We start from the raw sequence: 24,187 nt of genomic DNA, 5'->3' as shown, positions 1-24,187 counted from the left end.
CTCGCTTACTCGGCAGCCTGCTGGAAGCCGCCAGCCGCGAGCGCCGAGCATTCGGCCATGACGGCGGAAGCGCGCGCAATTGGGTTCGTCAGGTAGAAGTCCTTGACCGGAGAGACGAACGCAGCGCCGCCGCCCAGGTTGGATGCTTTCGCTGCCAGCGCAACGAGATCGTCAGCGGAAGCAGGCGTGATGGTGTCGATGGCCAGCATATGCGGATAGTCCGCATAGAGCTTGGCGCGAAGCTGCTGCATCGAATCGAACGGCAGGCGCTTGCCCAGGCTGTCGGAAAGAGCGCGCAGGATTGCCCAGTCTTCCTTTGCCTCGCCCGGTGCGAAACCGGCGCGGCTGCCAAGCTGCACGCGACCTTCGGTGTTGAGCCAGGTGCCCGACTTTTCCGTGTAGGCGGCGCCCGGCAGGATAACGTCGGCGGCATGTGCGCCGGCATCGCCGTGCGTGCCGATATAAACGACGAAGCTCGAACCCTTTCTGGTCATGTCGAGTTCGTCTGCACCGAGCAGGAACACGACATCCAGATTGCCCAGCATGTCGCCAGCCACCTTGCCGCCCTCACCCGGCACGAAGCCGAGATCCAGAGCACCAACGCGCGAAGCGGCAGTGTGCAGAACGGAGAAGCCGTTCCACTCGTCCTTGATCGCGCCGACATCCTGAGCGAGCTTGGCGGCGGTCGACAGAACCGCAGCACCGTTTTCGCCGGTGAGCGCGCCCTGACCGATGATGATCAGCGGGCGTTCAGCCTTGGCCAACACATCGCGGAAGGCGCTCTTGCCAGCAGCGAGCGAGCCAAGTGTTTCAGCACCAGCGCCGAGATATTCGTAGTTGTAACGCAGTTCAGCCTGTTCGCCGATCAGGGCGACCGGGAAATGACCCATGCGCTGGCGCTTGCGGATGCGGGCGTTCAGAACAGCAGCTTCAACGCGGGGATTGGAACCGATGATGAGCAAAGCATCAGCGTTTTCAATGCCTTCGATCGTTGAGTTGAAGAGATAGGTTGCGCGCCCCAGAGCTGGATCAAGTGCAGCGCCATCCTGGCGGCTGTCGATATTGGCGGTGCCGAGCGAAGCCATCAGGCCCTTCAGCGCATAGATTTCTTCAACCGAAGCCAGATCGCCAGCGACTGCGCCGATCTTTTCAGCCGACGTTGCGGAGACCTTGGCAGCAATAGCGGCGAAAGCTTCCGGCCACGATGCTGCGACCAGACGGCCATCCTTGCGAACATATGGGCGGTCGAGGCGCTGGGTGCGCAGGCCATCCCAGATGAAACGGGTCTTGTCGGAAATCCACTCTTCGTTCACCGCTTCATTGACACGCGGCATGACGCGCATCACTTCGCGGCCACGGGTGTCAACGCGGATGTTCGAGCCGACCGCATCCATCACGTCGATGGTTTCGGTCTTGTTCAGTTCCCACGGACGGGCCTGGAACGCATAAGGACGCGAGGTCAGAGCGCCAACCGGGCAAAGATCGATAACGTTGCCCTGTAGTTCCGACGTCATGGCGCGTTCGAGATAGGTGGTGATCTCGGCGTCTTCGCCACGGCCGATGAGGCCGAGTTCCGAAATGCCTGCAACTTCGGTTGTAAAGCGGACGCAGCGCGTGCAGTGAATGCAACGCGTCATCACCGTCTTGACGAGCGGGCCGATATATTTGTTTTCAACAGCACGCTTGTTCTCGCGATAGCGGGAACCGTCGGTGCCGAAGGCCATTGCCTGGTCCTGCAGATCGCACTCGCCGCCCTGATCGCAGATCGGGCAATCCAGCGGGTGGTTGATGAGCAGAAATTCCATCACGCCTTCGCGGGCCTTCTTGACCATCGGCGTGTTGGTGAAGATTTCAGGCGCTTCGCCATTCGGGCCGGGACGCAGATCGCGCACGCCCATGGCGCAGGATGCCGCCGGCTTCGGCGGTCCGCCCTTTACTTCAACCAGGCACATACGGCAGTTTCCGGCGATGGAAAGCCGTTCGTGGAAACAGAAACGTGGCACTTCCGCGCCCGCGGCTTCGGCAGCCTGAAGGAGCGTATAGTGATCGGGTACTTCGATCTCTGTGCCGTCAACCTTGATCTTTGCCATCGCTTGTCCAAACCTGCGGCTTATGCCGCATCTTCCAGATCTCAAACTCTTGTCCTGCCCCGACAGGTCTGTCGGGCAGGCTCACACAACTTATTCAGCCGCTTCCAAACGGATATTGCGGCTCTGAACGGCGTTGCGGGTATAATCGTCAATGCGCTTTTCAATTTCCGGACGGAAATTGCGGATCAGGCCCTGGATAGGCCATGCAGCAGCATCGCCGAGAGCGCAGATCGTGTGACCTTCAATCTGCTTGGTCACGTCGAACAGCATGTCGATTTCACGCTTCTGCGCGTTACCCTTGACCATGCGTTCCATCACGCGCCACATCCAGCCGGTGCCTTCACGGCACGGCGTGCACTGGCCGCAGCTCTCATGCTTGAAGAACGCTGCCAGACGGGCAATCGCCTTGATGATGTCGGTGGACTTGTCCATGACGATCAGGCCGCCGGTGCCGAACGACGATTTCTTGTCGCGCATTCCGTCGAAGTCCATGATGGCATCCATCATGTCCTCAGCCTTGATGACAGGGCACGATGCACCGCCGGGAATGACCGCAAGCAGATTGTCCCAGCCGCCGCGAATGCCGCCGCCATGCTTTTCGATCAGATCGCGGAACGGAATGCCAAGGCCTTCCTCCACGACGCAAGGCGTGTTCACGTGGCCCGAAATCTGGAACAGCTTTGTACCGACATTGTTCGGGCGTCCGATGGACGAGAACCATGCTGCACCACGACGCAGGATCGTCGGCGCAACGGCAATCGATTCCACGTTGTTCACAGTCGTCGGGCAGCCATAAAGGCCCATATTTGCCGGGAATGGAGGCTTCAGACGCGGCTGGCCCTTCTTGCCTTCAAGGCTTTCGAGCAGAGCCGTTTCTTCACCGCAGATGTAAGCGCCAGCGCCGTGGGATACGAGAACATCCATATCCCAGCCGCACTTGTTGCCCTTGCCGAGCAGACCGGCTTCGTAGCACTCGTCGATTGCAGCCTGAAGGGCTTCACGCTCACGCATGAACTCGCCGCGAATATAAATATAGGCGGTGTGTGCGCCCATGGCGCAACCGGCGATCAGGCAGCCTTCGATCAGCGTATGCGGATCGTGGCGCAGAATTTCGCGGTCCTTGCAGGTGCCCGGCTCGGATTCGTCGGCATTGACGACCAGATAATGCGGGCGACCGTCGCTCTGCTTCGGCATGAACGACCACTTGAGACCCGTCGGGAATCCAGCGCCGCCACGGCCACGCAGGCCCGAAGCCTTCATCTCGTCGATGATCCAGTCACGGCCCTTTTCGATCAGACCCTTGGTGTTGTCCCAATGGCCGCGCGCCATGGCACCCTTCAGGGACTGATCCTTGAAGCCGTAAATATTGGTGAAGATGCGATCTTTATCAGCCAGCATGTCTCACCTGTTTCCGTTCGTGTTTGCCAATATCGAAGTCATCATACCGGCTTCTTTCCGAATACCTTGATGTATTCCTCGACGCCGCCCTTGGCCAAAGCCTTGGCCTGCTTTACCCAGTCTTCACGCTCGATGCGACCGTGGAAGCTGAGATAGCCGTCGACCCATTCGCGCTCGGCCTTCTTCCAGGAAGCGACCTGCTTGAAGGTGAAGATACCCAGCTCATGCAGGGTTTCCTCGATCTTCGGGCCAACGCCGGAAATCAGCTTCAGATCGTCAACCGCTTCCGGGCGCTCGATAGAAACCGGACGATTGGCATCGTCGAGCTTGAAGTTCTGCTTGGCTTCGACCGAAGCAGCCTTTTCGGCAGCCTTCGACACCTTGACATCCGAAGGCGTCTTGAGCGCCGGATCGGTTTCAGGTGCGTTGGTCACAGGCTTTGCAGCATTGGACGGAGCGACGTTCTTCGCTTCCTCGGCAGCTTTTGCAGCGGCTTCCGCCTTTGCCTTCTCCTCAGCTTCGGCCTTCGCCTTGGCTGCGGCGGCATCGGATGCCTTGCGGGTCTCAAGACCGACCTTCTTGTAGTCGAGATCTTCGGTCAGAGCGGTCAGGCCGCTGAGCGGCTCGGACGTCACGCGGTCGATCTGCGGACCCGGCTTGACGGTGTCGCCTTTGCCAGCTTCAAAAGCGTCGATGATCTCGGCAAGACGTTCCGGCGTCAGATCTTCATAAGCGTCCTTGAAGATCATGACCATCGGTGCATTGGCGCAGGCGCCCTGGCATTCCACTTCTTCCCACGACAGCGTTCCGTCGGCATTGAGCTCGAACGGATCGTGGTTGATCTTGTGGCGGCAGACATCCATCAGCGCTTCCGAGCCACGCAACATGCATGGCGTGGTGCCGCAAACCTGAATGTGAGCGCGCGTGCCAACCGGCTTCAGCTGGAACTGCGTATAGAAAGTCGCGACTTCCAGAACGCGGATCAGCGGCATTTCGAGCATGCCTGCGACATGTTCGATAGCTGCCTTCGTGACCCAGCCGTCCTGCTCCTGCGCACGCATGAGCAACGGAATAACAGCCGACTGCTGGCGGCCTTCAGGGAATTTTGCGATCGTCTTGTGCGCCCAGGCCTGATTTTCCGCGTTGAACGCGAAAGCGGCTGGCTGGACGGCATCATCTGCGAGACGGCGAACGGACATCAGCGGTCAACCTCACCAAACACGATATCGAGCGAGCCAAGAATTGCCGACACGTCAGCCAGCATATGGCCGCGGCACAGGAAATCCATGGCTTGAAGATGGGCAAAGCCCGGAGCGCGCAGCTTGCAGCGATAAGGCTTGTTGGAGCCGTCCGACACGAGGAAGACGCCAAATTCGCCCTTCGGGGCTTCAACTGCTGCGTAAACTTCACCGGCAGGCACGTGATAGCCTTCCGTATAAAGCTTGAAGTGATGGATAAGCGCTTCCATCGAGCGCTTCATCTCGCCGCGCTTCGGCGGCACGATCTTGTTGTCGGCATTGGAAACCGGGCCGACGCGCTCCTTGCCGAGCAGAAGATCGACGCACTGGCGCATGATGCGCGCCGACTGGCGCATTTCTTCCATGCGGATCAGGTAGCGATCATAGCAGTCGCCGTTCTTGCCGATCGGAATGTCGAATTCCATCTCGTTGTAGCACTCGTAAGGCTGCGACTTGCGCAAATCCCATGCAGCGCCCGAACCACGAACCATGACGCCCGAGAAGCCCCATGCCCATGCATCTTCCAGCTTCACGACACCGATATCGACGTTACGCTGCTTGAAAATACGGTTCGGTGTGATGAGGTCATCAAGATTGTTGAGCGTATTGAAGAACGGATCGATCCATTTGCCGATGTCTTCAACGAGCTGATCCGGCAGGTCCTGATGAACGCCGCCCGGACGGAAATAGGCTGCGTGCATACGCGCGCCACAAGCGCGTTCGTAGAACACCATCAGCTTTTCGCGCTCTTCGAAGCCCCAGAGCGGCGGCGTCAGTGCGCCAACGTCCATGGCCTGCGTGGTCACGTTGAGAAGATGGTTCAGGATACGGCCGATTTCCGAATAGAGAACGCGGATAACCTGACCGCGCTTCGGCACATCGATGCCCAGCAGGCGTTCGACGGCAAGCGCATAGGCGTGCTCCTGATTCATCGGCGCCACGTAATCGAGGCGGTCGAGATAAGGCACAGCCTGAAGATAGGTCTTGGCTTCCATCAGCTTCTCGGTGCCGCGATGCAGCAGACCGATATGCGGATCGACGCGCTCGACGACTTCGCCGTCGAGTTCAAGCACCAGACGCAGCACGCCGTGCGCGGCAGGGTGCTGCGGACCAAAGTTGATATTGAAATTGCGGACCTGAGTCTCAGCCATGTTCAGCTTCCTGTCGCTCAGTTCGTCTTTGCTTTCTCATCGCCCGGCAGAACGTAATCCGTTCCTTCCCATGGCGAGAGAAAATCGAAATTGCGGAATTCCTGGCGCAGTTGCACAGGCTCGTAGACGACACGCTTCAGCTCATCGTTGTAACGAACTTCAACGAAGCCGGTGAGCGGGAAGTCCTTGCGCAGCGGATGGCCTTCAAAACCGTAGTCGGTCAGGATGCGGCGCAGGTCCGGATGGCCGGAGAACAGAACGCCGTACATGTCGTAGGTTTCGCGCTCGAACCATTCGGCACCGACGAAGACCGGCACTGCGGAAGGCACCAGCGTATCTTCATCAGCCTGAACCTTGACGCGGATGCGCTGGTTCTGGCGTGGAGACATCAACTGGTAGACGACATCGAAACGCTTGGCGCGCTGCGGATAGTCGACGCCCGAAATATCCGTCAAGTTGACGAACTGGCACTGCACGTCGTCACGCAGGAAAGTCAGAACGTTGATGATGCTCGCAGCCGGAACCGAAAGCGTCAACTCGCCATAAGCAAGTTTCGCCTCTTCGATCGCGTCGCCGAGGCGTTCCTTGATATAGCCGGAAAGTTCACCGAGAGCTTCTTCGCTCATTTTCCTAACTTCCTTCTTTAGAACTCACACCGGCTTGCCATTGGGAGCCCCTTTTCAGGGGATGGCAGACAGTCGAACCCTAACAAAACTTGTCTTGCGCGAACCGGTCGATAACGGCTCAGCGCTCAATCGTACCCGTGCGACGGATTTTTTTCTGAAGCATAAGAATGCCGTAAAGCAGCGCTTCAGCAGTCGGAGGGCAGCCCGGAACGTAAATGTCGACCGGAACCACGCGATCGCAGCCACGCACCACCGAATAGGAATAGTGGTAGTAGCCGCCGCCATTGGCGCAGGAACCCATCGAGATAACGTAACGCGGCTCCGGCATCTGGTCGTAGACCTTACGCAGAGCGGGCGCCATCTTGTTGGTCAGCGTGCCGGCAACGATCATCACGTCGGACTGACGCGGTGATGCGCGCGGTGCAATACCGAAACGTTCGGCATCGTAGCGCGGCATGGAAATGTGCATCATTTCCACGGCGCAGCATGCGAGACCGAAGGTCATCCACATCAGCGAGCCGGTACGCGCCCAGGTAATCAGAGCGTCAGCAGATGTGACGATGAACCCCTTGTCGGAAAGCTCGCTGTTCAGATCGTTGAAGAATGCATCGTCGGAACCGACAGGCTTGCCCGTGCGCGGGTCAAGAATGCCCTTCGGCTGCGGAGCCACGAGCGTTGTGTTGGCTGAGGTCAATCCCATTCCAGCGCTCCCTTCTTCCATTCATAAATGAAGCCGATGGTCAGAACGCCAAGGAACACCATCATCGACGCAAAGCCGAACCAGCCGATTTCACCAAAGGACACAGCCCATGGGAAAAGGAAGGCGACTTCCAGGTCGAAGATGATGAAGAGAATCGACACCAGATAGAAACGGATGTCGAACTTCATACGGGCGTCATCGAAGGCATTGAAGCCGCACTCGTAAGCAGAAAGCTTTTCGGGGTCGGGCTGTCTATAGGCGACAAGAAACGGCGCAACCAGGAGGGCTACACCAATTACCATCGCAATGCCGAGAAAGATGACGATCGGCAGGTAGGAACTTAAAAGCTCGTTCATGGTCCTTTATCCGGCTTGAATACGAGGCTGCGCCGCCTGTCATAAGCTTTTTGGAGCTGACGACCATGCGACACATTGCATCTGTGCAACCTCGTCGCCCAAGCAGCTTCAAAAGGCATGCCGTGCGAACTAAGCGCTTTTCGCCGGGACGGTTATCGCAGCACGTGCGCAAGCGCAACCCCTCCGGCATGATCTATTGGGCAAAGACGAGCCAAGATGCTTAACAAGCTATGGCATCAAGCCCGCTTATCCCACTGAAAACCCCTATAACATGAAAAGATCATAATTTCGTGAGGAAAAGTCGCATGGACTCGTCGGCCAAGTGGTCTGATTCCGACATTTGCATCCGCTGGATATGAGCGTCGAGCAAACGGCGGAATCAAAACGACCACTGGCCACTCTATATATCCAGTGGATTTTTGGGAATTCGACGTTTGAAACGAGGTTGATATCGGGCAGATATCAAACGTCAAATTCAATCCACCGGCAATTGCCGGGAGAATCGATTGCCTGCAGCCTGGCAATGAAAGTTGTGGGTTTCAGCACTCGCTTTAAAATGAACTCATGGAGCAGCCGAAGCCCCTGCCCCAACCAGCCTGCCCGGCAGATAAAGTACAAGCGAAGCGGCGCCCTTGATTGCGGAAGCACCGTCTGCCAGCACCGCCTGTCCCGTCATCTGGTTTTCCTGTCCGTTCAAAGCGCCCAGCGACAGAGTGCCGTCGCTAACCAAGGCCATGAGCGATGGCGAGGACGCAAAGACATTATGTTCGCCGCCATCCAAGTCGGTCGCGTCTATCACCGCGATTCCATATTTCTGAAGCGTCGGAATGCTGGTGCCGTCCCCTACCCGCGCATGGCCGCCAGTGATGAAGGATGAGACACCAAGCGCACGATCGCTGCGCGATGTCATCACCGCTGTCGGATGCGGCATGGGATCGATATCCTTGATCTGCTTTTCGAAGACGTCGAGATCAATGTCCGGTGCGGCGAGCAACAGCGCACTGATGCGGCGCAGCACATTCTTTTCGCCGCGCAGCGACAGGGTCCTCAAGGCCTCCATGGTGACGAAACTGCCCATGGAGTGACCGACAAGAACGATGCGCTCGGCCTTGCTGCGGGCGACAAGCTGCAGCAGACGCGCCAGACCGTCGCGTGCGAAGTCCGCGCTATCGCGATCATAAACATAAAGGCCCAGATCGCCGCCCGACGGCCAGGCATATTCCACCGCCACCGACTTCATCTTGTAATCATGGACAAACTGCGCAGTGCGGAATGTGCTGTCGGCAAAATTATTGTTGTAGCCGTGCACGAAGATCAGGATTTCCTTGTCCTTCGGTCCCTGCTTCGCAAGTGCGGCATTTAATTGTGCGAGAAACTGTTCCGCGTTGTCGTAAGGCTGGAATGCCGTCGCAGCGAAATTTTTGGCGGGATCAGGCTTGTAGCCGGTCGACTCGACCTGCCCTTTGACATGAGCCGCCGGGATGCCGACATCGACCTGCGCAAAGTTCAGCGTGTCAGAGCGCTTTGAATTATACGGCTGCGAGAAATTATCCGAACGCTGACGGCTTGTCGCCACATAGATGGGAACCACTGCCGCCGGCTTCGCAGGCTTGACGATGGCGGCTTGCGCTGCGGCCACCGATTGCGGGCTTGAATGCGGCCCGTGCCACAGCACGGCGCGGGGTGAGCCACACCCGCCAAGAATCAAGAACGTTGCAAGCACAGCAAGATAAGCGTGTCGGGTCATCGTCGCAGCGATCCGTTCCTGTCATCCGATCCACGCGATTGAAAACAGGAAATTCGCTCCATGGCAATGCATTGGCGCGGCCATTGCCTTTTTGCCACGCGAACCACTCCAGAGGACCGACCGTCCGCGAGTGAAAATTCCGTTCTCATTTACGGGTAAAGTTGGAATGGAAACGTTCCAAATGCTGAAAGCTTTGCGAAGCCATGCCTTCAGATCGCATTCGCCCCGGCTATCATGAAACATATGTCGGCCGAAGCATCACAAGGAGGTCACGCATGAGCCATTACCTGCTCGCCAGCGGCGATCTTCTCGTCATTGCAGCGATCATTCTGTCGGTCGCCTATCTGTCCTGGAAGCAATTTTCCAAATAGCAGACATACGGCTCGGCGAAGCGGCTGCGCCCCGGCAATTCCCATGAAGTTTTTTGAAGAGAAGACGGCACCGTAAAACAGGCGGTAGGCGCCACTTTCGTGTCAACGTTCAATCTATTGATTTGTTGAGAGGAAAGTGGCGCGAGTGACGGGGCTCGAACCCGCGACCTCCGGCGTGACAGGCCGGCACTCTAACCAACTGAGCTACACCCGCGCATTTCTCGGCAACCTTGCGGCTGCGTCGCACCGGCGTTTCCGTCCGGTGTGAGCGGTCGTTTAAGGGGTTCTCGAACAAGTGTCAAGCGCGTGTTTGGAGAAGAATTGCGATATTGCAAAAATCATTCACAGGGCATTTCGATGCCCGTTCACGATCATCAATTCTGGCTTGAGAAAAAGTAAAAAACGGCGGTGGGCACCACTTTCGTGTCAACGTTCAATCTATTGATTTGTTGAGAGGAAAGTGGCGCGAGTGACGGGGCTCGAACCCGCGACCTCCGGCGTGACAGGCCGGCACTCTAACCAACTGAGCTACACCCGCGCATTTCTCGGCAACCTTGCGGCTGCGTCGTACCGGCGTTTCCGTCCGGTGTGAGCGGTCGTTTAAGGGGTTCTCGAACAAGTGTCAAGCAAGGGTCACGAAGAAAGAATAAGAATTTTCGATTTTGCTATCGAACGCCCGATTTCCGGGCTTTTTCAATGACATCAAACTTATCCACAAACCCGGCCAGCCCCCGGAATCGAAGCAATTTTCAGAATCATCCACATCGCGCCTTCCGAAAGCTGCGCCTTACGGCAACTAGCAAACCCCAATTAGTTGCTTGATTTCATACCAACCGGTTGGTATGATTTTAATCAGGAGCAAGATCATGGCACGCAAACAGAACCCGCAGACCCGTTCCAACCTGCTTGATGCAGCGTTGAGCGTTATTCGCACCAAGGGTTACACCGCAACGACGGTCGATGACATCTGCACGAAGGCATCCCTGTCAAAGGGCGCCTTCTTTCATCATTTTTCCAGCAAGGAAGATCTGGCAGTTGCCGCCGCAAACTACTGGTCGGAAACGACAGGCGCGCTCTTTGCCGATGCCGCCTATCATGCTCCTGAAGACCCGCTTGAGCGCGTGCTGGCCTATGTCGAGTTGCGGAATCAGCTCGTTCAAGGCGAACTGCCTGACTTCACCTGTCTCGTCGGCACCATGACGCAGGAAGTCTATGAGACCAATTCCGTGATCCGGGATGCCTGCTGGGACAGCATATCGAGCCATGCGGACACGCTTGTCCCGGATATAGCGGCCGCCATGGAGCGCTATGCGGTTGCAGGTGATTTCACCGCTGAAAGCCTCGCTCTTCATACGCAGGCGGTCATTCAGGGGGCTTTTATCATCGCCAAGGCAAGCGGCGACCCGCTGCGTGCGGTCGAAAGCATTGATCATCTCAAGCGATATATAAGCCTGCTTTTCCAAAAGCCTGCCAACACCCACTGAACTGAAAACCGACAAAGGGAGGAAACCATGCCCAGCACTATTCGCCTGCACCGTGTCTTCGCCACCAAGCCGGAGAAGGTTTATCGCGCATTTATCGAGCCGGATGCCGTAGCCAGCTGGCTACCGCCATATGGCTTCACCTGCACCGTCCACGAGCTGGACGCAAAGGTCGGCGGCAAACACAAAATGTCGTTCCGTAATTTCACGACCGGCCACAGCCATTCTTTCGGCGGCACATATGTCGAACTCGTTCCGGGAGAACGGCTGGTCTATACGGACAGTTTCGACGACCCGAACCTGCCCGGCGAAATGAAAGTCACGATAACCCTGAAAGCCGTTTCGGTCGGAACTGAAATCAACATCGAACAGCAAGGTGTGCCTGATATTATTCCCGCTGAAGCCTGCTATCTCGGCTGGCAGGAATGCCTGGAGAAATTGAAGAAGCTCGTTGAGCCCGAAATCAACCAGTAATGTTGTTTCGACAATGAAGCGCGGGGCTGGTCAGCAGAAGATGCCGCCCCCGCTTCGTCGATTGAATGAATATCTGCCAGAAATTCCCGATCTTCTTTGAGATACAACAAATCCGGTTTGCGCCTGTCACTCTAGAATGGCTCGAATGATGATGCGGCTGTCATCATCATGCTTCGAAGCCTGACAGCCACGGAACAATATGATGTCGGCAGAACCTGTCTCACTATCCCCTGTAATCGATGTCCGCACCATACCGCCGATTTCGCGGCATGCGACGATCTTCTCGATGATCGATTCGCTTGAACCCGGCGAAGCGCTGGAAATCGTCAACGATCACGATCCCGTGCCGCTGCGCCACCAGCTTGAAACCCGTAATCCGGGCGCATTCTCGTGGGTCTACAAGGAAACTGGTCCGTTATGGCGGGTCGAGATCGGTCGCAGGAAAGTCCATCATGGCGCTGACCATGAGTGTACCTGCGGCAATCACTGAAGTCTTATAGGCACAACGTCCGGGACGAACTGAGATGATCGGCGCGACGCTTTCCCGTTGGACCCTCTCCTACTTTGCCGCTTCGCTGGCTTTCCTCGTCTTTGGACTTGCCTTGATGGCGGGCGGTTTCGGCTATCCCGGTCACGGCATTCGCGCGGCTGAAACACTTATAATCGTGCACGCCATCTGTATTGGATGGCTTGCACCGCTCATGAGTGGCGCACTTCTGCAATTCGTGCCGGTTCTGGTGAACAGATCCCTGTGGGGAAGCCGGGCAAGCCTCCCCGCCTTGCTTCTGCTGGTGGCGGGGCTTTCCGGTCTGCTCGTTGGCTTTGCAGGCATAGCCGGATTGACGGAAAGTCCGGCATGGCTGCTCCCAGTGTCCGGCATCCTGTTGACCTGCGGATTTTCTATCATTTTCGCAATACTGGGCATGACGCTCTGGCTCGCTCGCCCGATCGCACTACCCGCACGGTTTGTTGCGGCAGGCATCTGTTATCTTCTGATAACGGCACTGCTTGGCAGTATTTTCACCTTCGCGCTGTCCGGCTTCACGGAGCAAGCCGTTTTGCTCGATATTGCCGGTGCGGCATTGCCGGTTCACGCCGCACTTGGCCTTGGCGGCTGGATGACTTTCACAGCCATGGGCGTGAGCTACAGATTGCTGACAATGTTCATGCTGTCTCCCGATGCTGCGCGGCAGACAACCAGAATTATCTGGTGGGAAGGCGCTGCTGCCCTGACCATCCTCGCAATCGGAATCGTCGTTGTCGCCTTGGAAATGGGATCAATCGAGATAGCCGTGACAGCGGCCCTCATTCCCGGCATTGCCTGCATCGCACTCTATATCGTCGATATCCAGACGATCTACCGGCAGCGCAAACGCAAGACGATAGAATTGAACAGCGCCGCCAGCATTCCAGCCTTCATCGCGCTAGGGCTTTCGCTTCTTCTGGCAATTGCACTGTTCTGGACGGGCGCCACCGATGCGATGATTGCTGCCCTTGTCTATCTGTTCACCTTTGGTTGGCTGACCGGCCTCAGCCTTGCCCAGCTCTACAAGATCGTACCGTTTCTGACCTGGCTCGAATGTTATGGCCCCGTCATGGGGCGTGCGCCGACGCCACGTGTGCAGGATATGGTCAGCGAACGCCGCGCACGACAGTGGTTCGCTCTTTATTATACTGGCGTTGCAGTCGCGACGCTGGCTTTGATTGCCGAATATCCAACCGTATTTCGTTTGGCCATTATGCTGAATCTCATGGCGATCCTTGCATTGATCGTGCACTTCTTCCGCGCCCGGCGGCTTCTCGATGTACCGAACGGCCTACGCCTGCCAAAAGGGGCAACCCTGCCGCATCTCATCTATGCCGGTGAACCAATTCTCAGGAGATCGAAATGACACTCTCAGTTCAGGACATCACGCACCATGTGCTGGACGTACGCCCGCTGATCAAGGGCGGCGTGGAACCCTTCAATGCCATCATGGAAGCAGTCGATGGTCTTTCGCCGGGACAAAGCCTCCTGCTGATCGCCCCGTTCAAACCGGCACCGCTTTTCAGTGTCATGGAACGAAAAGGCTTTTCTGCAAAGGCAGAACCTCTGGATAATGGTGACTGGCAAGTCCTGTTCAGTCCGGCGGTGGATGCCACGCCGGAACTGCGGTTCTCGGACAATGTCGTATCGCCGGATGTCTGGCCTGAACCATCGCGCTATCTTGATTGTTCGGACATGCAGCCACCGGAACCGATGGTGCGCATCCTTGCCGAAGTGGAAGATATGCCTGCGGGCGCGGTTCTGTTCGCATTGCTGCACCGCGAGCCTTTGTTTCTCTTTCCCGAACTCGAAAATCGCGGTCATGAATGGGTCGGCAACTTCGATGAGACCGGTGCCGCCTATCGTATCATGATCCGCGTCGGAGACGCGAGGTAGTCGTCATGCAACACGAAACACATGCCCGGATGGAGACACAGATCATCGAAAACCTGCGTCTGGTGCTTGATCCCGAACTTGGGTTCAATCTCGTTGACCTTGGCATGATCTACAGTATCGACATTCGTGAAGGCGGGAATGTCGATATCAGCATGACGACGACGACACCCGGTTGCCCGGCTGCCGGTTATCTGACCGATGCCGTTCGTGCGAGCGCCGAATCTGTTGAAGGCGTTCATGCTGTGAATGTCGAACTGACCTATGAACCGGAGTGGATTCCGGAGATGGCGATGCCTGAGGTGCAGGCTCGATTTGGAGATTGATCTCCCACACATATCCGCATCAGGAAAACCAGCGAACGGTGCCGATCTGTTCGCTGGTTTCTCTTTTGGACAAACCCCTTTGTTCCAGCGCAAACAAAGGGAAACATACATCAATTGCATATATTAAGTGATTGATATTAATTAATAATTATTACTCAACTTTCTGCGCCACCTTGATCGCAGTCAAGGACCATCAAAGCGTCTCTTTCTATAGTCGGCATGACAGAGCAGGAAATGCTCGGTCCTATCGTAAAGGAGAGTATCGATGGTCGACCAGATGCAAATCAGCCGCCGTAGCATATTGGCAGGAGCCGCCCTCGCCGGGGCGCTTGCGCCGGTTCTGGCAACCACATCCGCCTGGGGACAAGGCGCGGTGAGGAAGGCAAGTGCGGCAGAAATAGCGGCACTCCCGCGCCAGAAAGTGGAGTTGGTGGACCCTCCCTTCGTGCATGCCCACAGTCAGGTTGCAGAAGGCGGACCAAAGGTGATCGAATTCACCATGGTGATCGAGGAAAAGAAGATCGTCATTGATGATGCGGGAACCGAAGTTCACGCCATGGCATTCAACGGCACCGTTCCGGGACCGCTCATGGTCGTGCATCAGGACGATTATGTCGAACTGACCCTCATCAACCCTGAAACCAACACGCTGATGCACAATATCGATTTCCACGCGGCAACAGGTGCATTGGGCGGCGGCGGGCTGACCGAAATCAATCCGGGTGAGAAGACCATCCTGCGCTTCAAGGCAACCAAGCCCGGCGTCTTCGTCTACCACTGCGCACCTCCCGGAATGGTTCCATGGCACGTGGTATCGGGCATGAATGGTGCCATTATGGTGTTGCCGCGCGAGGGATTGCATGACGGCAAGGGAAAAGCCCTGACCTATGACAAGATCTATTATGTCGGCGAGCAGGATTTCTATGTGCCGCGTGACGAGGACGGGAAGTTCAAGAAATATGATGCGCCCGGTGACGCTTATGAAGACACGGTCAAGGTCATGCGCACCCTCACCCCAACCCATGTCGTGTTCAACGGCGCTGTCGGTGCACTGACCGGCGACAAGGCCATGACGGCAGCGGTCGGCGAGAAAGTCCTGATCGTCCATTCGCAGGCCAACCGCGATACGAGACCGCATCTGATCGGGGGCCACGGGGATTATGTCTGGTCAACTGGCAAGTTCAACACGCCGCCGGATGTTGATCAGGAAACCTGGTTCATTCCGGGCGGCGCGGCCGGAGCAGCTTTCTATACGTTCCAGCAGCCCGGCATCTATGCCTATGTGAACCATAATCTGATCGAGGCCTTTGAACTCGGCGCTGCGGCCCATTTCAAGGTCACGGGTGAATGGAACGACGACCTGATGACATCGGTTCTCGCGCCATCCGGCACGTAAAGCAAATGTTTGAAGGCGCCTCAACTCCCAGGGTGCCTTCGGCAAAGCTTCCCTGAATCGTGCTTTACGAAGAAAGGCTTGGGCTGCATCCATCTGCCTCCCGGATGGATGCACTCCCTCGATATCCGATGAACGAAGGCAGAGGAAAAAAGCGCCTGCGTGAGCTTGCCGTAGCCGTTCCGGCGGTTGTGCTGGCAGTCGTCGCGGGGTTGTTTGTCGTTGACGCCGTCGGGCGTTCGGACCACGCAATGTCGGGCGCATCACCTATCGGTCCCGAAACGATTGTCATCGCGCCGCGCACCATGACTTATCGGGCGGATGGCGACTTTCAGAAGAACAATTATCCCGTCGATGCTCCATTGACGACCCGCAAGCTGCAACGGGCATTCGAGATCATGAAGTATCAGGTCAGCACGACCGAATACGCGCATTGCGTCGCCGATGGCAACTGCCAGCCTGCCGAGACCTTGCCGCACAATCACGATGTATCCGATGCAGATGGCCCAATCGTTGGCGTCAGCTATGATGATGCACAGGCCTATGCCGACTGGCTTTCACGCAAAACCGGCGAAAACTGGCACCTGCCGACAGACGAGCAGTGGGCATTCGCCGCTGGCTCGCGCTTTCCCGACGACGCGCTCGGCATCGAGGACGATGCTGCAACCAACCCGGCACTGCGGTGGCTGAGGGATTATGAAAAACAAAGTGCCCGCAAGCTGGACAGGAACCCTGCCAGACGCCCTGCCGGTGCTTTCGGTGTCAATGAACTGGGTGTCGCCGATATAGCAGGCAATGTGTGGGAATGGACCCAGACCTGTCACCGTCGCGTCAATATCGATGCCTATGGCAAGCAGGTTGCCGAAATGCCGTCATGCGGTGTTTACGTCGTCAATGGCAAGCACCGCGCAGCAATGAGCTCGTTCATTCGCAACCCGAAAACCGGAGGATGCAGCGTCGGCGTTCCGCCCGACAATCTCGGTTTCCGGCTGGTTCGCGACAACCGCTGGTATGCTGTGGTGTGGAAGCGCATCCAGAACATCGGCGCATGAGGGATTAGCTGTGAATGCCCGATCCCCGGCCCCGAAAACAATTCCAAGCCTGCTTTGCTGTGCTAAAGTAGATGTAGGATTTTGGAGTGTGAGAAACGCAATGTCCATGATAGATCGCGGACTTGTCAGGAAACTGTCCTTGTTCGCCAAAATGAGTGATGGCGAACTCGACAAACTCGTTTCCTATGCAACTACAAAGCGTGTTCCTCCGGGAGAGGCGATTTTCGAACAGGGCGATGAAGCCGTTCTATTCTACCTCCTCCTGCATGGTCGATTGAAGGTCAATCAGGTGACGCCGGACGGGCAGCAGATCATTGTCCGCATGGTGCATCCGGGCGATCTTTTCGGATTTGCCAAAGCCTTGCAGAGAAGCGACTACCCCGGCACAGCGATCGCGGTCGCGGAAAGCATCGTGTTGGCCTGGCCGACTGAGCTTTGGGACTATTTTGTCGAGCAGAATCCCGGTCTGGCAATGAATGCCATCCAGACAATCGGCAAAAGGCTGGAAGAAGCCCACACGCGCATCCGCGAAATGTCGACGGAAGAAGTGGAACGGCGTGTCGCGCACACGGTTCTGCGCCTTGCACGTCAGGCCGGACGGAAAGAGGAAGACGGCATCCGGATCGATTTTCCGATCACGAAACAGGATATTGCCGAAATGACCGGAACGACGCTGCATACGGTGTCACGCATTCTCACCGGCTGGGAAGCGCAGGGGTTTGTTCGCGGCGGTCGCCAGAAACTGACCGTTCTCAACATGTCGGGTGTGAGGCGACTTGCCGACGGCGAGCAATAAAGTCAGTAGAAAGCCGGAATTTCCAGGCGGAAAATGCTCCGCACAAGATAATCAAAACTCAATAAAAACAATTGGATAATCTGGTTTTCTTCCAAAGAGATTCGGATAGCGTCTTTGCGCTATCCGAAAACTTCGCGTTCTTCGGATTTCGCTGCCAGCAATGCTTCTATCATCAGCTTTTCCGACAGAATATGACGCCGCACGCTCTCCATAAAGCCGCGCACCATGTATGAGATCGTGTCGCGAGCGAGGCTGCAACGACCTTCTGCAATCGCCATCAATGTCTGCGACAACTCCTCGGCGGCCAGCCGGTCACAACGATGTTCGGCCTTCAAACGTTCGATGATGGCGGTGGCAAAATGGGAATGAGCCTGTCGGCTGAAATCGGGGAAAAGAACCTCTTCTTCAAGCGCATGGGTTTCACCCACGAGCCGGGGAATGAGCATGGCGATCCGCTGATATTCCTGCACTGAAGCGCCGGTTTCGAGGTCATCGGCGATTTCCTCTAACTGCAGACATAGTTCCAGCAGGTCGTGATGGTGGGCCTCAAGGCGGCTGATATCAGTGGCATGCAAGACTGGCGGCGTGTTCATCGCTCTTTTCCCAACCTACTGTCCCAAGAAAAGAACGGCTGCAATCACGATGGACGCAGCAACGGCGGATAGCGTGCCCGCACCCTGCAACGCCCCCATGCGATAGAGAACCAGTGAGAATCCGATAATCGCCGGTGTCGCGACCATGAGCCCGATCTGTGCATCCGTCATTGAAATTTCCTTTGCTTTGGCAGGGATACAATGTCGCCGCCAGTGCATTTCTTCTTTGCCAAAACGCAAAGAAGGTCCGAACTGCGGACGCTAGGCATGTGCCATGTCTGGAACCGAAGATTTGGCCATAGCTGTAATAAGTTCTGAGGATCGCGCGGAAGACGATCTGCTGCTCTGGATTCTCGTTTGGAGTGAACTCGTTGCCTTCGCGATCCTGCTGATCGCGTTCATGGTGATGTCGATCGTCAATGTAGAAGGCGTCGCGCAATTGCGTGCGCATCTGAGCCCCGGTCTCGCTGCAACCAACACCGTCGTGCTGCTGATGAGCGGCTGGCAGGCAGCGATAGCCGTGCGCAGGCGCAACGATATCAATCAGGCTCGCCGACCGCTTTTATATGCCGCCTTTTTCGGCCTCGTGTTTGTTGCGATCAAGCTCATCGAATATTCGCATGAAATCCAGTTTGCGGGCGATGAAAGCGCAGGCTCGTTCTTCGAGCTTTATTTTCTCCTGACAGGTTTTCACCTGATGCATGTGGCGTTCGGCTCTGTCGTGCTGGCACTTGTCGCATGGCGACCGACACGCTCGAATATTCTGCTGATTACGACGCTCTGGCACGCCATCGACCTTGTGTGGCTGGTGATGTTCCCTGTTCTTTATCTCGCTTGAGGCCCGCGGTGTCCGATCTCAACCACTCTTCCCTGATCCGCACATTCATCATTCTGATTCTCCTCGCTCTAAGCGGCGCATTCATCGCAAGCACCAGCGCCGGAATGCTCGCAGCCATAGTCATCGTGTTGATTCTCGCTTTTGCAAAAGGCTGGTTCGTCATCCTCGATTTCATGGAAATGCGCGGAACCAGCGGCACATTGAAGCCAGCTTTGCTGGCCTGGCCTGCTCTTTTGCTGGCGCTTGCCCTTGCGCGGTCCGTCCTCGTGCGCGTTCTCCTTTGAACAACCGTGTTGGTGTTTGCCAAATCGCAAAGAAGGCTTTCCCCCGACCGATAGAACAGTCCTGTCCCGTGATGCTGGCGAGGGGATCGACCAGCCGCATTATCGACGGGGGGATTTGTTGTCGGGGCCTTGTCCTCCGGCAGATGAAAGGACGAAGGGATGGCAGAACGCCTAACCAAGACCGGCGCACGAAACGTCTTCTATGGCGGGTCTATTTTCTTTTTCGCGATCTTCGTGGGGCTGACGGCGCACAGTCACTACTACATGAAAACAACTTCCACGGATGAATCCACGCTGACGGCCTCGGTCGCCCGCGGCAAGCACATCTGGGAGAAAAACTCCTGCATCAACTGCCACACGCTGCTTGGCGAAGGGGCTTATTTTGCGCCTGAGCTTGGCAATGTCTGGAAGCGCTGGGGCGGCGAAGAAGACCCCGAAGGCGCACGCGAAACGATGAAAGCGTGGATGCAGGCACAACCTACCGGGATCGAAGGGCGTCGCCAGATGCCCCAGTTCAACCTGAGCGAACAGGAACTCAACGATCTGGCTGATTTCCTTGAATGGACCAGCCGCATCAAGACGCAGGACTGGCCGCCCAACGAGGCAGGCTGAGCGCGGGATGAACGGAGTTACACAATATGAAATATGAAAGCCAAAAAGTCGCGATGCTCTATTTCTATGGAGCGCTCGTGCTGTTCATCGCGCAGGTCGCATTCGGCGTTCTCGCCGGTACGATCTATGTTCTGCCCAATACGCTCTCCGAGCTGTTGCCCTTCAACATCGTTCGCATGATCCACACCAATGCGCTGGTCGTCTGGCTGCTGATGGGTTTCATGGGTTCGACCTATTATCTGCTGCCGGAAGAGACCGAAACCGAGCTTTACAGCACCAAACTCGCCGTCATCCAGTTCTGGCTGTTCTTCGTGGCGGCCGGTGTCGCCGTTGTCGGCTATCTGTTCCATATTCACGAAGGGCGTGAATTTCTCGAACAGCCATTCATCATCAAGGTCGGCATCGTTGTCGTCTGCCTGATCTTTCTGTTCAACATCACGCTGACAGCGCTCAAGGGCCGCAAGACCACCGTAACCAACATTCTTCTGTTCGGCCTGTGGGGCCTTGCCCTGTTCTTCCTGTTCGCCTTCTATAATCCGATCAATCTCGCACTCGACAAGCTTTACTGGTGGTACGTCATCCATCTGTGGGTTGAAGGTGTGTGGGAACTCATCATGGCGTCGATCCTCGCCTTCCTGATGATAAAGCTGAACGGCATCGACCGCGAAGTCGTCGAAAAATGGCTCTATGTCATCGTCGGTCTGGCGCTGTTTTCCGGCATTCTTGGAACAGGTCACCATTATTACTGGATCGGTGCGCCGGGCTACTGGCAGTGGATCGGTTCGCTGTTCTCGACACTGGAAGTCGCTCCGTTCTTCACCATGGTCATCTTTACCTTCGTGATGACATGGAAAGCCGGTCGCAAACATCCAAACCGTGCGGCTCTTCTCTGGTCCATCGGTTGTTCGGTCATGGCCTTCTTCGGGGCCGGCGTGTGGGGCTTCCTGCACACGCTGTCGTCGGTCAACTACTACACCCACGGCACGCAGCTTACCGCCGCCCACGGGCACCTCGCCTTCTTCGGCGCCTATGTCATGCTCAATCTCGCAGTCATGGCCTATGCGATCCCCGAACTGCGTGGACGGGCGCCATACAACCAGATGCTCTCCATGGTGAGCTTCTGGGCCATGTGCACGGCCATGTCCGTAATGACCTTTGCGCTCACCTTCGCAGGCGTTGTCCAGACCCATCTGCAGCGTGTTCTGGGTGAAAGCTTCATGGTCGTGCAGGACCAGTTGGCGCTGTTCTACTGGATACGCCTCGGCTCCGGCGTCGTGGTGGTGATTTCGGCCTTCATGTTCATCTGGGCCGTCTTGGTTCCAGGCAAGGAACGCCGCGAAAACACCTCCGGCTTCATACAACCCGCTGAATGATCGACACCAAGCCCCGCCATCAGGCGGGGCTTCATTGCCTGATACAAAGGAAAACGGCCATGAACCCCATTCTCAGAAATGTAGAAAATGCCAATGTCTCGATCCCACCATACAGCCCGTCCGGCAATGAATGCACGCTCTTCGAAATGGCCTGGACGCGCAAGCTGCCACTGCTTCTCAAAGGACCGACCGGCTGCGGCAAGACGCGGTTTGTAAGCCATATGGCCGCAAAACTCGGCCTGCCGCTTTCTACGGTTTCCTGCCATGACGATCTGGCGGCGGCTGATCTGACCGGGCGCTATCTGCTGAAAGGTGGCGATACAATATGGGTCGACGGTCCGCTGACCCGCGCGGTGCGTGAAGGCGGTATCTGCTATCTCGACGAGATCGTCGAGGCGCGCAAGGACGTGGCCGTGGTTCTGCACCCACTGACTGACGACCGCCGTCTTCTTCCATTGGAACGTACCGGCGAGTTGCTTGAAGCACCAGACCGCTTCATGCTCGTCGTATCTTATAATCCGGGTTACCAGAACCTGTTGAAATCACTGAAGCCGAGCACGCGCCAGCGCTTCGTCGCCATTGAATTCGACTTCCTGCCCAAGGAACAGGAAATCGCAGTGGTGAGCGAAGAGAGCGGCCTCGCGGCTCAAAAGGTTGCGCCACTGGTGGCGTTGGCTCACCGGCTGCGCGGGCTGAAAGGCCATGATCTGGAAGAAGGCGTTTCAACCCGTCTGCTGGTCTACTGCGCCACGCTGATCGACGCCGGCATGTCGCAACGCGAAGCGGCGCGTGCCGCGATGATCGAGCCGCTGACCGATGAGCCTGACGTGAAAGCCGCTTTGATTGAAGTTGCCGATGCAATGCTGAAATAGGCGGGCATATCATGCTGGATTTTCTGGAACTGGAGGAAACCGTTGGCCGGGCCTGGCACCGCCTGATCGGCAAGACCGGATCGTGGCCGCATTATCCCCAGCACGCCGTGCAACTTGGCGATATTCGCCAGAAGCTCGCCATCTGCTTTCGTGGTTTTGGTGGCGATGTCGCCGTACAGATTGCCCCGGCCCGTGCGCGAACCTCAGGGCACAGGCTGGGATTGCGGCAGCGCATGGCTCTGGGCGAAGAGAAACTTAGTCAGCCGTTGCGGGATGAAGCGACATTGATGCTGCCGCCCGAAATTGCGCTCTTTCCGGATCGAACGCTCAATTACGATCTCTATGTCTGGCTCACGGGCTATATGGCGGTTATGCCGACTGAAGTGGGCGAGCTTCCGCATGACCCATTGCGCCGTAATCTTGCAGCGCTTGCAGCGGCATCGGATACGGTTGCGAAGACTTGCCGGGTATTTCCCGGCCTTCAGAAACGTTATGCCCGCCTGTGCGAAGCGATGCTGGCTGTACGTCCCAAACGCTCGCTCTATGGTCTTGAACAGCAAGTGGAAGAGCGCATTCTGACGCTTCTGAAACAGGGCGCAGGACTGCCGGATGACAGTCTCGCTACAATCTTCCCGCATTGCGCCCCCGCAGGCTATCTGCCCGCCCTGCCCGTCCCGCTTTGGCCGGAATTGATAAAGCGCGAGGAAACCACACCACGCGACAGCGACGACCAGCCGGTGCTCAACAGCAAGGCGGAAGGGGTCGAAACCGGGCGGCAGATTGCCAACCGCGAGAAGCAGGACCCGAAACTGGCCAACAGAAGCCCGTTCATTCTCAATCGCTTCGAGAAAATCCTTGCCATGGCAGAAATGGTGAGCGTCGACAGGCCAACGGACGATAGCGACGAGCAGAACACAAAATCCGCCGATGAGCTTGATGATCTGACATTGGGCGAGCGCAAGGGCAGACCCGCTGCCCGTTTCCGTTTCGATCTCGACCTGCCGCCCGAAGCCGTCGACCGAACGGCTCTTACCGCCAAACTAACCTATCCGGAATGGGATTATCGGAAAGGTGTTTATCTTCCCGACCATTGCAGTGTTCTGGCAGGACCAGCAAAGGACCGTGAAGAAGCGCTGGAACTGGATGACGAAGCACAAAGCCTTGTGCGTCGGGTGCGCCGCCAGTTCGAGATATTGCGGCCAGGGCGTGAATTGATGCGGGCACAACTCGATGGCAACGATCTCGATCTTGATGCCGTGGTGCGTTCACGATGCGACTTTGCCGCCGGAGGACAGGGCAGCGACCATGTGCACCTGATGAGCAGGCCCAAGGCAAACGACCTTGCGGTCACCATTCTGGTCGATGTCTCCCTGTCTACCGATGCATGGATCGACAATCGGCGCGTGCTGGATGTGGAAAAGGAAGCGCTTCTGGTTCTGGCCAACGGCATCGCCGCCTGTGGCGACCGCTGCTCCATCCAGACATTCACCTCACGCCGCCGCTCATGGGTGCGGGTCGAAACCGTGAAGGACTTCGACGAAACCTTCGGTCCTGCGGTCGAACACCGGATTGCGGCGCTGAAGCCGGGCTTCTACACACGCATGGGAGCCGCTATTCGCCACTCAACGGCAAAGCTTGCCGAACAGCCGAACCGAAAGAAGCTTCTGCTGGTTCTGACCGACGGTAAGCCGAACGATGTCGATCACTATGAAGGCCGGTTCGCGCTTGAGGACAGCCGCAGGGCCGTCAGCGAAGCGCGCGCCACAGGCGTCAACGTCTTTGCCGTGACGGTCGACCGGGAGGCGAGTGCTTATCTTCCAGCACTTTTCGGCCGGAGAAACTATGCACTCGTCGCCAAGTTGTCGAAACTGCCCGTCGCTCTACCGGCAATCTATCGAATGATGACCGGGTGAATCGGGCGGGCTACCAAGCCTGTCCGACAAGAGTGCGAAGTGCACGGCAGCCGCTATTGTTTCCCGCGCATCCCGGAAACCGTT

The 24,187-nt window shown here is 57.0% G+C and carries 25 protein-coding genes and 2 tRNA genes; 15 read left to right on the top strand and 12 right to left on the bottom strand.

The window, feature by feature from the left end; translation table 11 throughout:
* Window positions 1–5: 5 nt before the first annotated feature.
* From nuoG to F9K94_RS01300, 10 genes are all read right to left on the bottom strand, one after another.
* Window positions 6–2,090, bottom strand: a complete 2,085-nt coding sequence (gene nuoG / locus F9K94_RS01345) for an NADH-quinone oxidoreductase subunit NuoG (protein ID WP_151643203.1) — start codon at window positions 2,088–2,090, stop codon at window positions 6–8.
* Between the two features lie 90 nt (window positions 2,091–2,180).
* Complete coding sequence (gene nuoF, locus F9K94_RS01340) at window positions 2,181–3,488, bottom strand: NADH-quinone oxidoreductase subunit NuoF (RefSeq protein ID WP_061345452.1); 1,308 nt, start codon at window positions 3,486–3,488, stop codon at window positions 2,181–2,183.
* Between the two features lie 41 nt (window positions 3,489–3,529).
* Window positions 3,530–4,687: an NADH-quinone oxidoreductase subunit E gene (locus tag F9K94_RS01335; protein ID WP_061345453.1), complete on the bottom strand. Its 1,158-nt coding sequence runs from the start codon at window positions 4,685–4,687 to the stop codon at window positions 3,530–3,532.
* Window positions 4,687–5,877, bottom strand: a complete 1,191-nt coding sequence (locus F9K94_RS01330) for an NADH-quinone oxidoreductase subunit D (RefSeq protein ID WP_061345454.1) — start codon at window positions 5,875–5,877, stop codon at window positions 4,687–4,689. Before F9K94_RS01330 ends, F9K94_RS01335 begins: the two co-directional genes overlap by 1 nt.
* Window positions 5,878–5,894: 17 nt before the next feature.
* Window positions 5,895–6,503: an NADH-quinone oxidoreductase subunit C gene (locus F9K94_RS01325; protein ID WP_061345455.1), complete on the bottom strand. Its 609-nt coding sequence runs from the start codon at window positions 6,501–6,503 to the stop codon at window positions 5,895–5,897.
* Window positions 6,504–6,621: 118 nt separating this feature from the next.
* Complete coding sequence (locus F9K94_RS01320) at window positions 6,622–7,203, bottom strand: NuoB/complex I 20 kDa subunit family protein (protein ID WP_006466589.1); 582 nt, start codon at window positions 7,201–7,203, stop codon at window positions 6,622–6,624.
* Entirely contained in the window at window positions 7,194–7,559 is a 366-nt protein-coding gene (locus tag F9K94_RS01315; RefSeq protein ID WP_006466588.1) for an NADH-quinone oxidoreductase subunit A, read from the bottom strand. The genes F9K94_RS01320 and F9K94_RS01315 overlap by 10 nt, the downstream gene beginning before the upstream one ends.
* A gap of 562 nt (window positions 7,560–8,121) precedes the next feature.
* Complete coding sequence (locus tag F9K94_RS01310) at window positions 8,122–9,306, bottom strand: alpha/beta hydrolase (RefSeq protein ID WP_151643201.1); 1,185 nt, start codon at window positions 9,304–9,306, stop codon at window positions 8,122–8,124.
* A 508-nt stretch (window positions 9,307–9,814) separates the two neighbouring features.
* Window positions 9,815–9,891: transfer RNA gene (locus F9K94_RS01305), tRNA-Asp, on the bottom strand.
* A 247-nt stretch (window positions 9,892–10,138) separates the two neighbouring features.
* Window positions 10,139–10,215, bottom strand: a tRNA-Asp gene (locus F9K94_RS01300).
* A 328-nt stretch (window positions 10,216–10,543) separates the two neighbouring features.
* Here F9K94_RS01300 and F9K94_RS01295 point away from each other — a divergent pair.
* From F9K94_RS01295 to F9K94_RS01255, 9 genes are all read left to right on the top strand, one after another.
* On the top strand, window positions 10,544–11,161 hold the full coding sequence (locus F9K94_RS01295; protein ID WP_151643199.1) for a TetR/AcrR family transcriptional regulator: 618 nt from the start codon (window positions 10,544–10,546) through the stop codon (window positions 11,159–11,161).
* Between the two features lie 27 nt (window positions 11,162–11,188).
* Complete coding sequence (locus F9K94_RS01290; protein ID WP_061345458.1) at window positions 11,189–11,632, top strand: SRPBCC family protein; 444 nt, start codon at window positions 11,189–11,191, stop codon at window positions 11,630–11,632.
* A 202-nt stretch (window positions 11,633–11,834) separates the two neighbouring features.
* Entirely contained in the window at window positions 11,835–12,122 is a 288-nt protein-coding gene (locus F9K94_RS01285; RefSeq protein ID WP_061345459.1) for a DUF2249 domain-containing protein, read from the top strand.
* A 34-nt stretch (window positions 12,123–12,156) separates the two neighbouring features.
* A complete protein-coding gene (locus F9K94_RS01280; protein ID WP_151643197.1) occupies window positions 12,157–13,524 on the top strand; it encodes a hypothetical protein in 1,368 nt (455 codons plus the stop codon).
* On the top strand, window positions 13,521–14,054 hold the full coding sequence (locus F9K94_RS01275) for a DUF2249 domain-containing protein (protein WP_061345461.1): 534 nt from the start codon (window positions 13,521–13,523) through the stop codon (window positions 14,052–14,054). Before F9K94_RS01280 ends, F9K94_RS01275 begins: the two co-directional genes overlap by 4 nt.
* Window positions 14,055–14,059: 5 nt before the next feature.
* Window positions 14,060–14,377, top strand: a complete 318-nt coding sequence (locus tag F9K94_RS01270) for a metal-sulfur cluster assembly factor (RefSeq protein ID WP_151643195.1) — start codon at window positions 14,060–14,062, stop codon at window positions 14,375–14,377.
* 265 nt (window positions 14,378–14,642) lie between these two features.
* Window positions 14,643–15,773 (top strand): copper-containing nitrite reductase, encoded by a 1,131-nt coding sequence (nirK, locus tag F9K94_RS01265; RefSeq protein WP_061345463.1) that lies wholly within the window; start codon window positions 14,643–14,645, stop codon window positions 15,771–15,773.
* A 128-nt stretch (window positions 15,774–15,901) separates the two neighbouring features.
* Window positions 15,902–16,822: an SUMF1/EgtB/PvdO family nonheme iron enzyme gene (locus F9K94_RS01260; protein WP_151643193.1), complete on the top strand. Its 921-nt coding sequence runs from the start codon at window positions 15,902–15,904 to the stop codon at window positions 16,820–16,822.
* A 100-nt stretch (window positions 16,823–16,922) separates the two neighbouring features.
* Window positions 16,923–17,618 carry a Crp/Fnr family transcriptional regulator gene (locus tag F9K94_RS01255; protein WP_061345464.1) on the top strand — a complete coding sequence of 232 codons (696 nt, stop codon included), beginning with the start codon at window positions 16,923–16,925 and terminating at the stop codon, window positions 17,616–17,618.
* Window positions 17,619–17,737: 119 nt separating this feature from the next.
* Here the strand turns inward: F9K94_RS01255 and F9K94_RS01250 are convergent, their stop codons facing one another.
* Both F9K94_RS01250 and F9K94_RS24350 read right to left on the bottom strand, forming a co-directional pair.
* Complete coding sequence (locus F9K94_RS01250) at window positions 17,738–18,211, bottom strand: hemerythrin domain-containing protein (RefSeq protein WP_151643191.1); 474 nt, start codon at window positions 18,209–18,211, stop codon at window positions 17,738–17,740.
* A 15-nt stretch (window positions 18,212–18,226) separates the two neighbouring features.
* Entirely contained in the window at window positions 18,227–18,382 is a 156-nt protein-coding gene (locus F9K94_RS24350) for a hypothetical protein (RefSeq protein ID WP_010660610.1), read from the bottom strand.
* Window positions 18,383–18,485: 103 nt separating this feature from the next.
* On the opposite strand from F9K94_RS24350, the gene F9K94_RS01245 reads away from it, so the two are divergent.
* The 6 genes from F9K94_RS01245 to F9K94_RS01220 all read left to right on the top strand — a co-directional run bounded on the left by F9K94_RS01245 (window position 18,486) and on the right by F9K94_RS01220 (window position 24,103).
* The gene (locus tag F9K94_RS01245) at window positions 18,486–19,049 is read left to right on the top strand and encodes a cytochrome c oxidase subunit 3 family protein (protein WP_151643189.1); all 564 of its coding nucleotides are present in this window, start codon (window positions 18,486–18,488) and stop codon (window positions 19,047–19,049) included.
* Between the two features lie 8 nt (window positions 19,050–19,057).
* On the top strand, window positions 19,058–19,333 hold the full coding sequence (locus F9K94_RS01240; RefSeq protein WP_151643187.1) for a cytochrome C oxidase subunit IV family protein: 276 nt from the start codon (window positions 19,058–19,060) through the stop codon (window positions 19,331–19,333).
* 159 nt (window positions 19,334–19,492) lie between these two features.
* Window positions 19,493–19,945: a c-type cytochrome gene (locus F9K94_RS01235; protein ID WP_006466562.1), complete on the top strand. Its 453-nt coding sequence runs from the start codon at window positions 19,493–19,495 to the stop codon at window positions 19,943–19,945.
* A gap of 26 nt (window positions 19,946–19,971) precedes the next feature.
* Window positions 19,972–21,318: a nitric-oxide reductase large subunit gene (locus tag F9K94_RS01230; RefSeq protein ID WP_151643185.1), complete on the top strand. Its 1,347-nt coding sequence runs from the start codon at window positions 19,972–19,974 to the stop codon at window positions 21,316–21,318.
* A 59-nt stretch (window positions 21,319–21,377) separates the two neighbouring features.
* On the top strand, window positions 21,378–22,190 hold the full coding sequence (locus tag F9K94_RS01225; protein WP_010660605.1) for a CbbQ/NirQ/NorQ/GpvN family protein: 813 nt from the start codon (window positions 21,378–21,380) through the stop codon (window positions 22,188–22,190).
* Window positions 22,191–22,201: 11 nt separating this feature from the next.
* Window positions 22,202–24,103: a nitric oxide reductase activation protein NorD gene (locus tag F9K94_RS01220; protein ID WP_151643183.1), complete on the top strand. Its 1,902-nt coding sequence runs from the start codon at window positions 22,202–22,204 to the stop codon at window positions 24,101–24,103.
* Window positions 24,104–24,187 lie beyond the last annotated feature (84 nt).

It is taken from the genome of Brucella tritici (genome assembly GCF_008932285.1).
Taxonomy (GTDB): Bacteria; Pseudomonadota; Alphaproteobacteria; order Rhizobiales; family Rhizobiaceae; genus Brucella; species Brucella tritici.
Note: the sequence above shows the minus strand (reverse complement) of the source record. Positions and strands in the feature narration are given on the sequence as shown.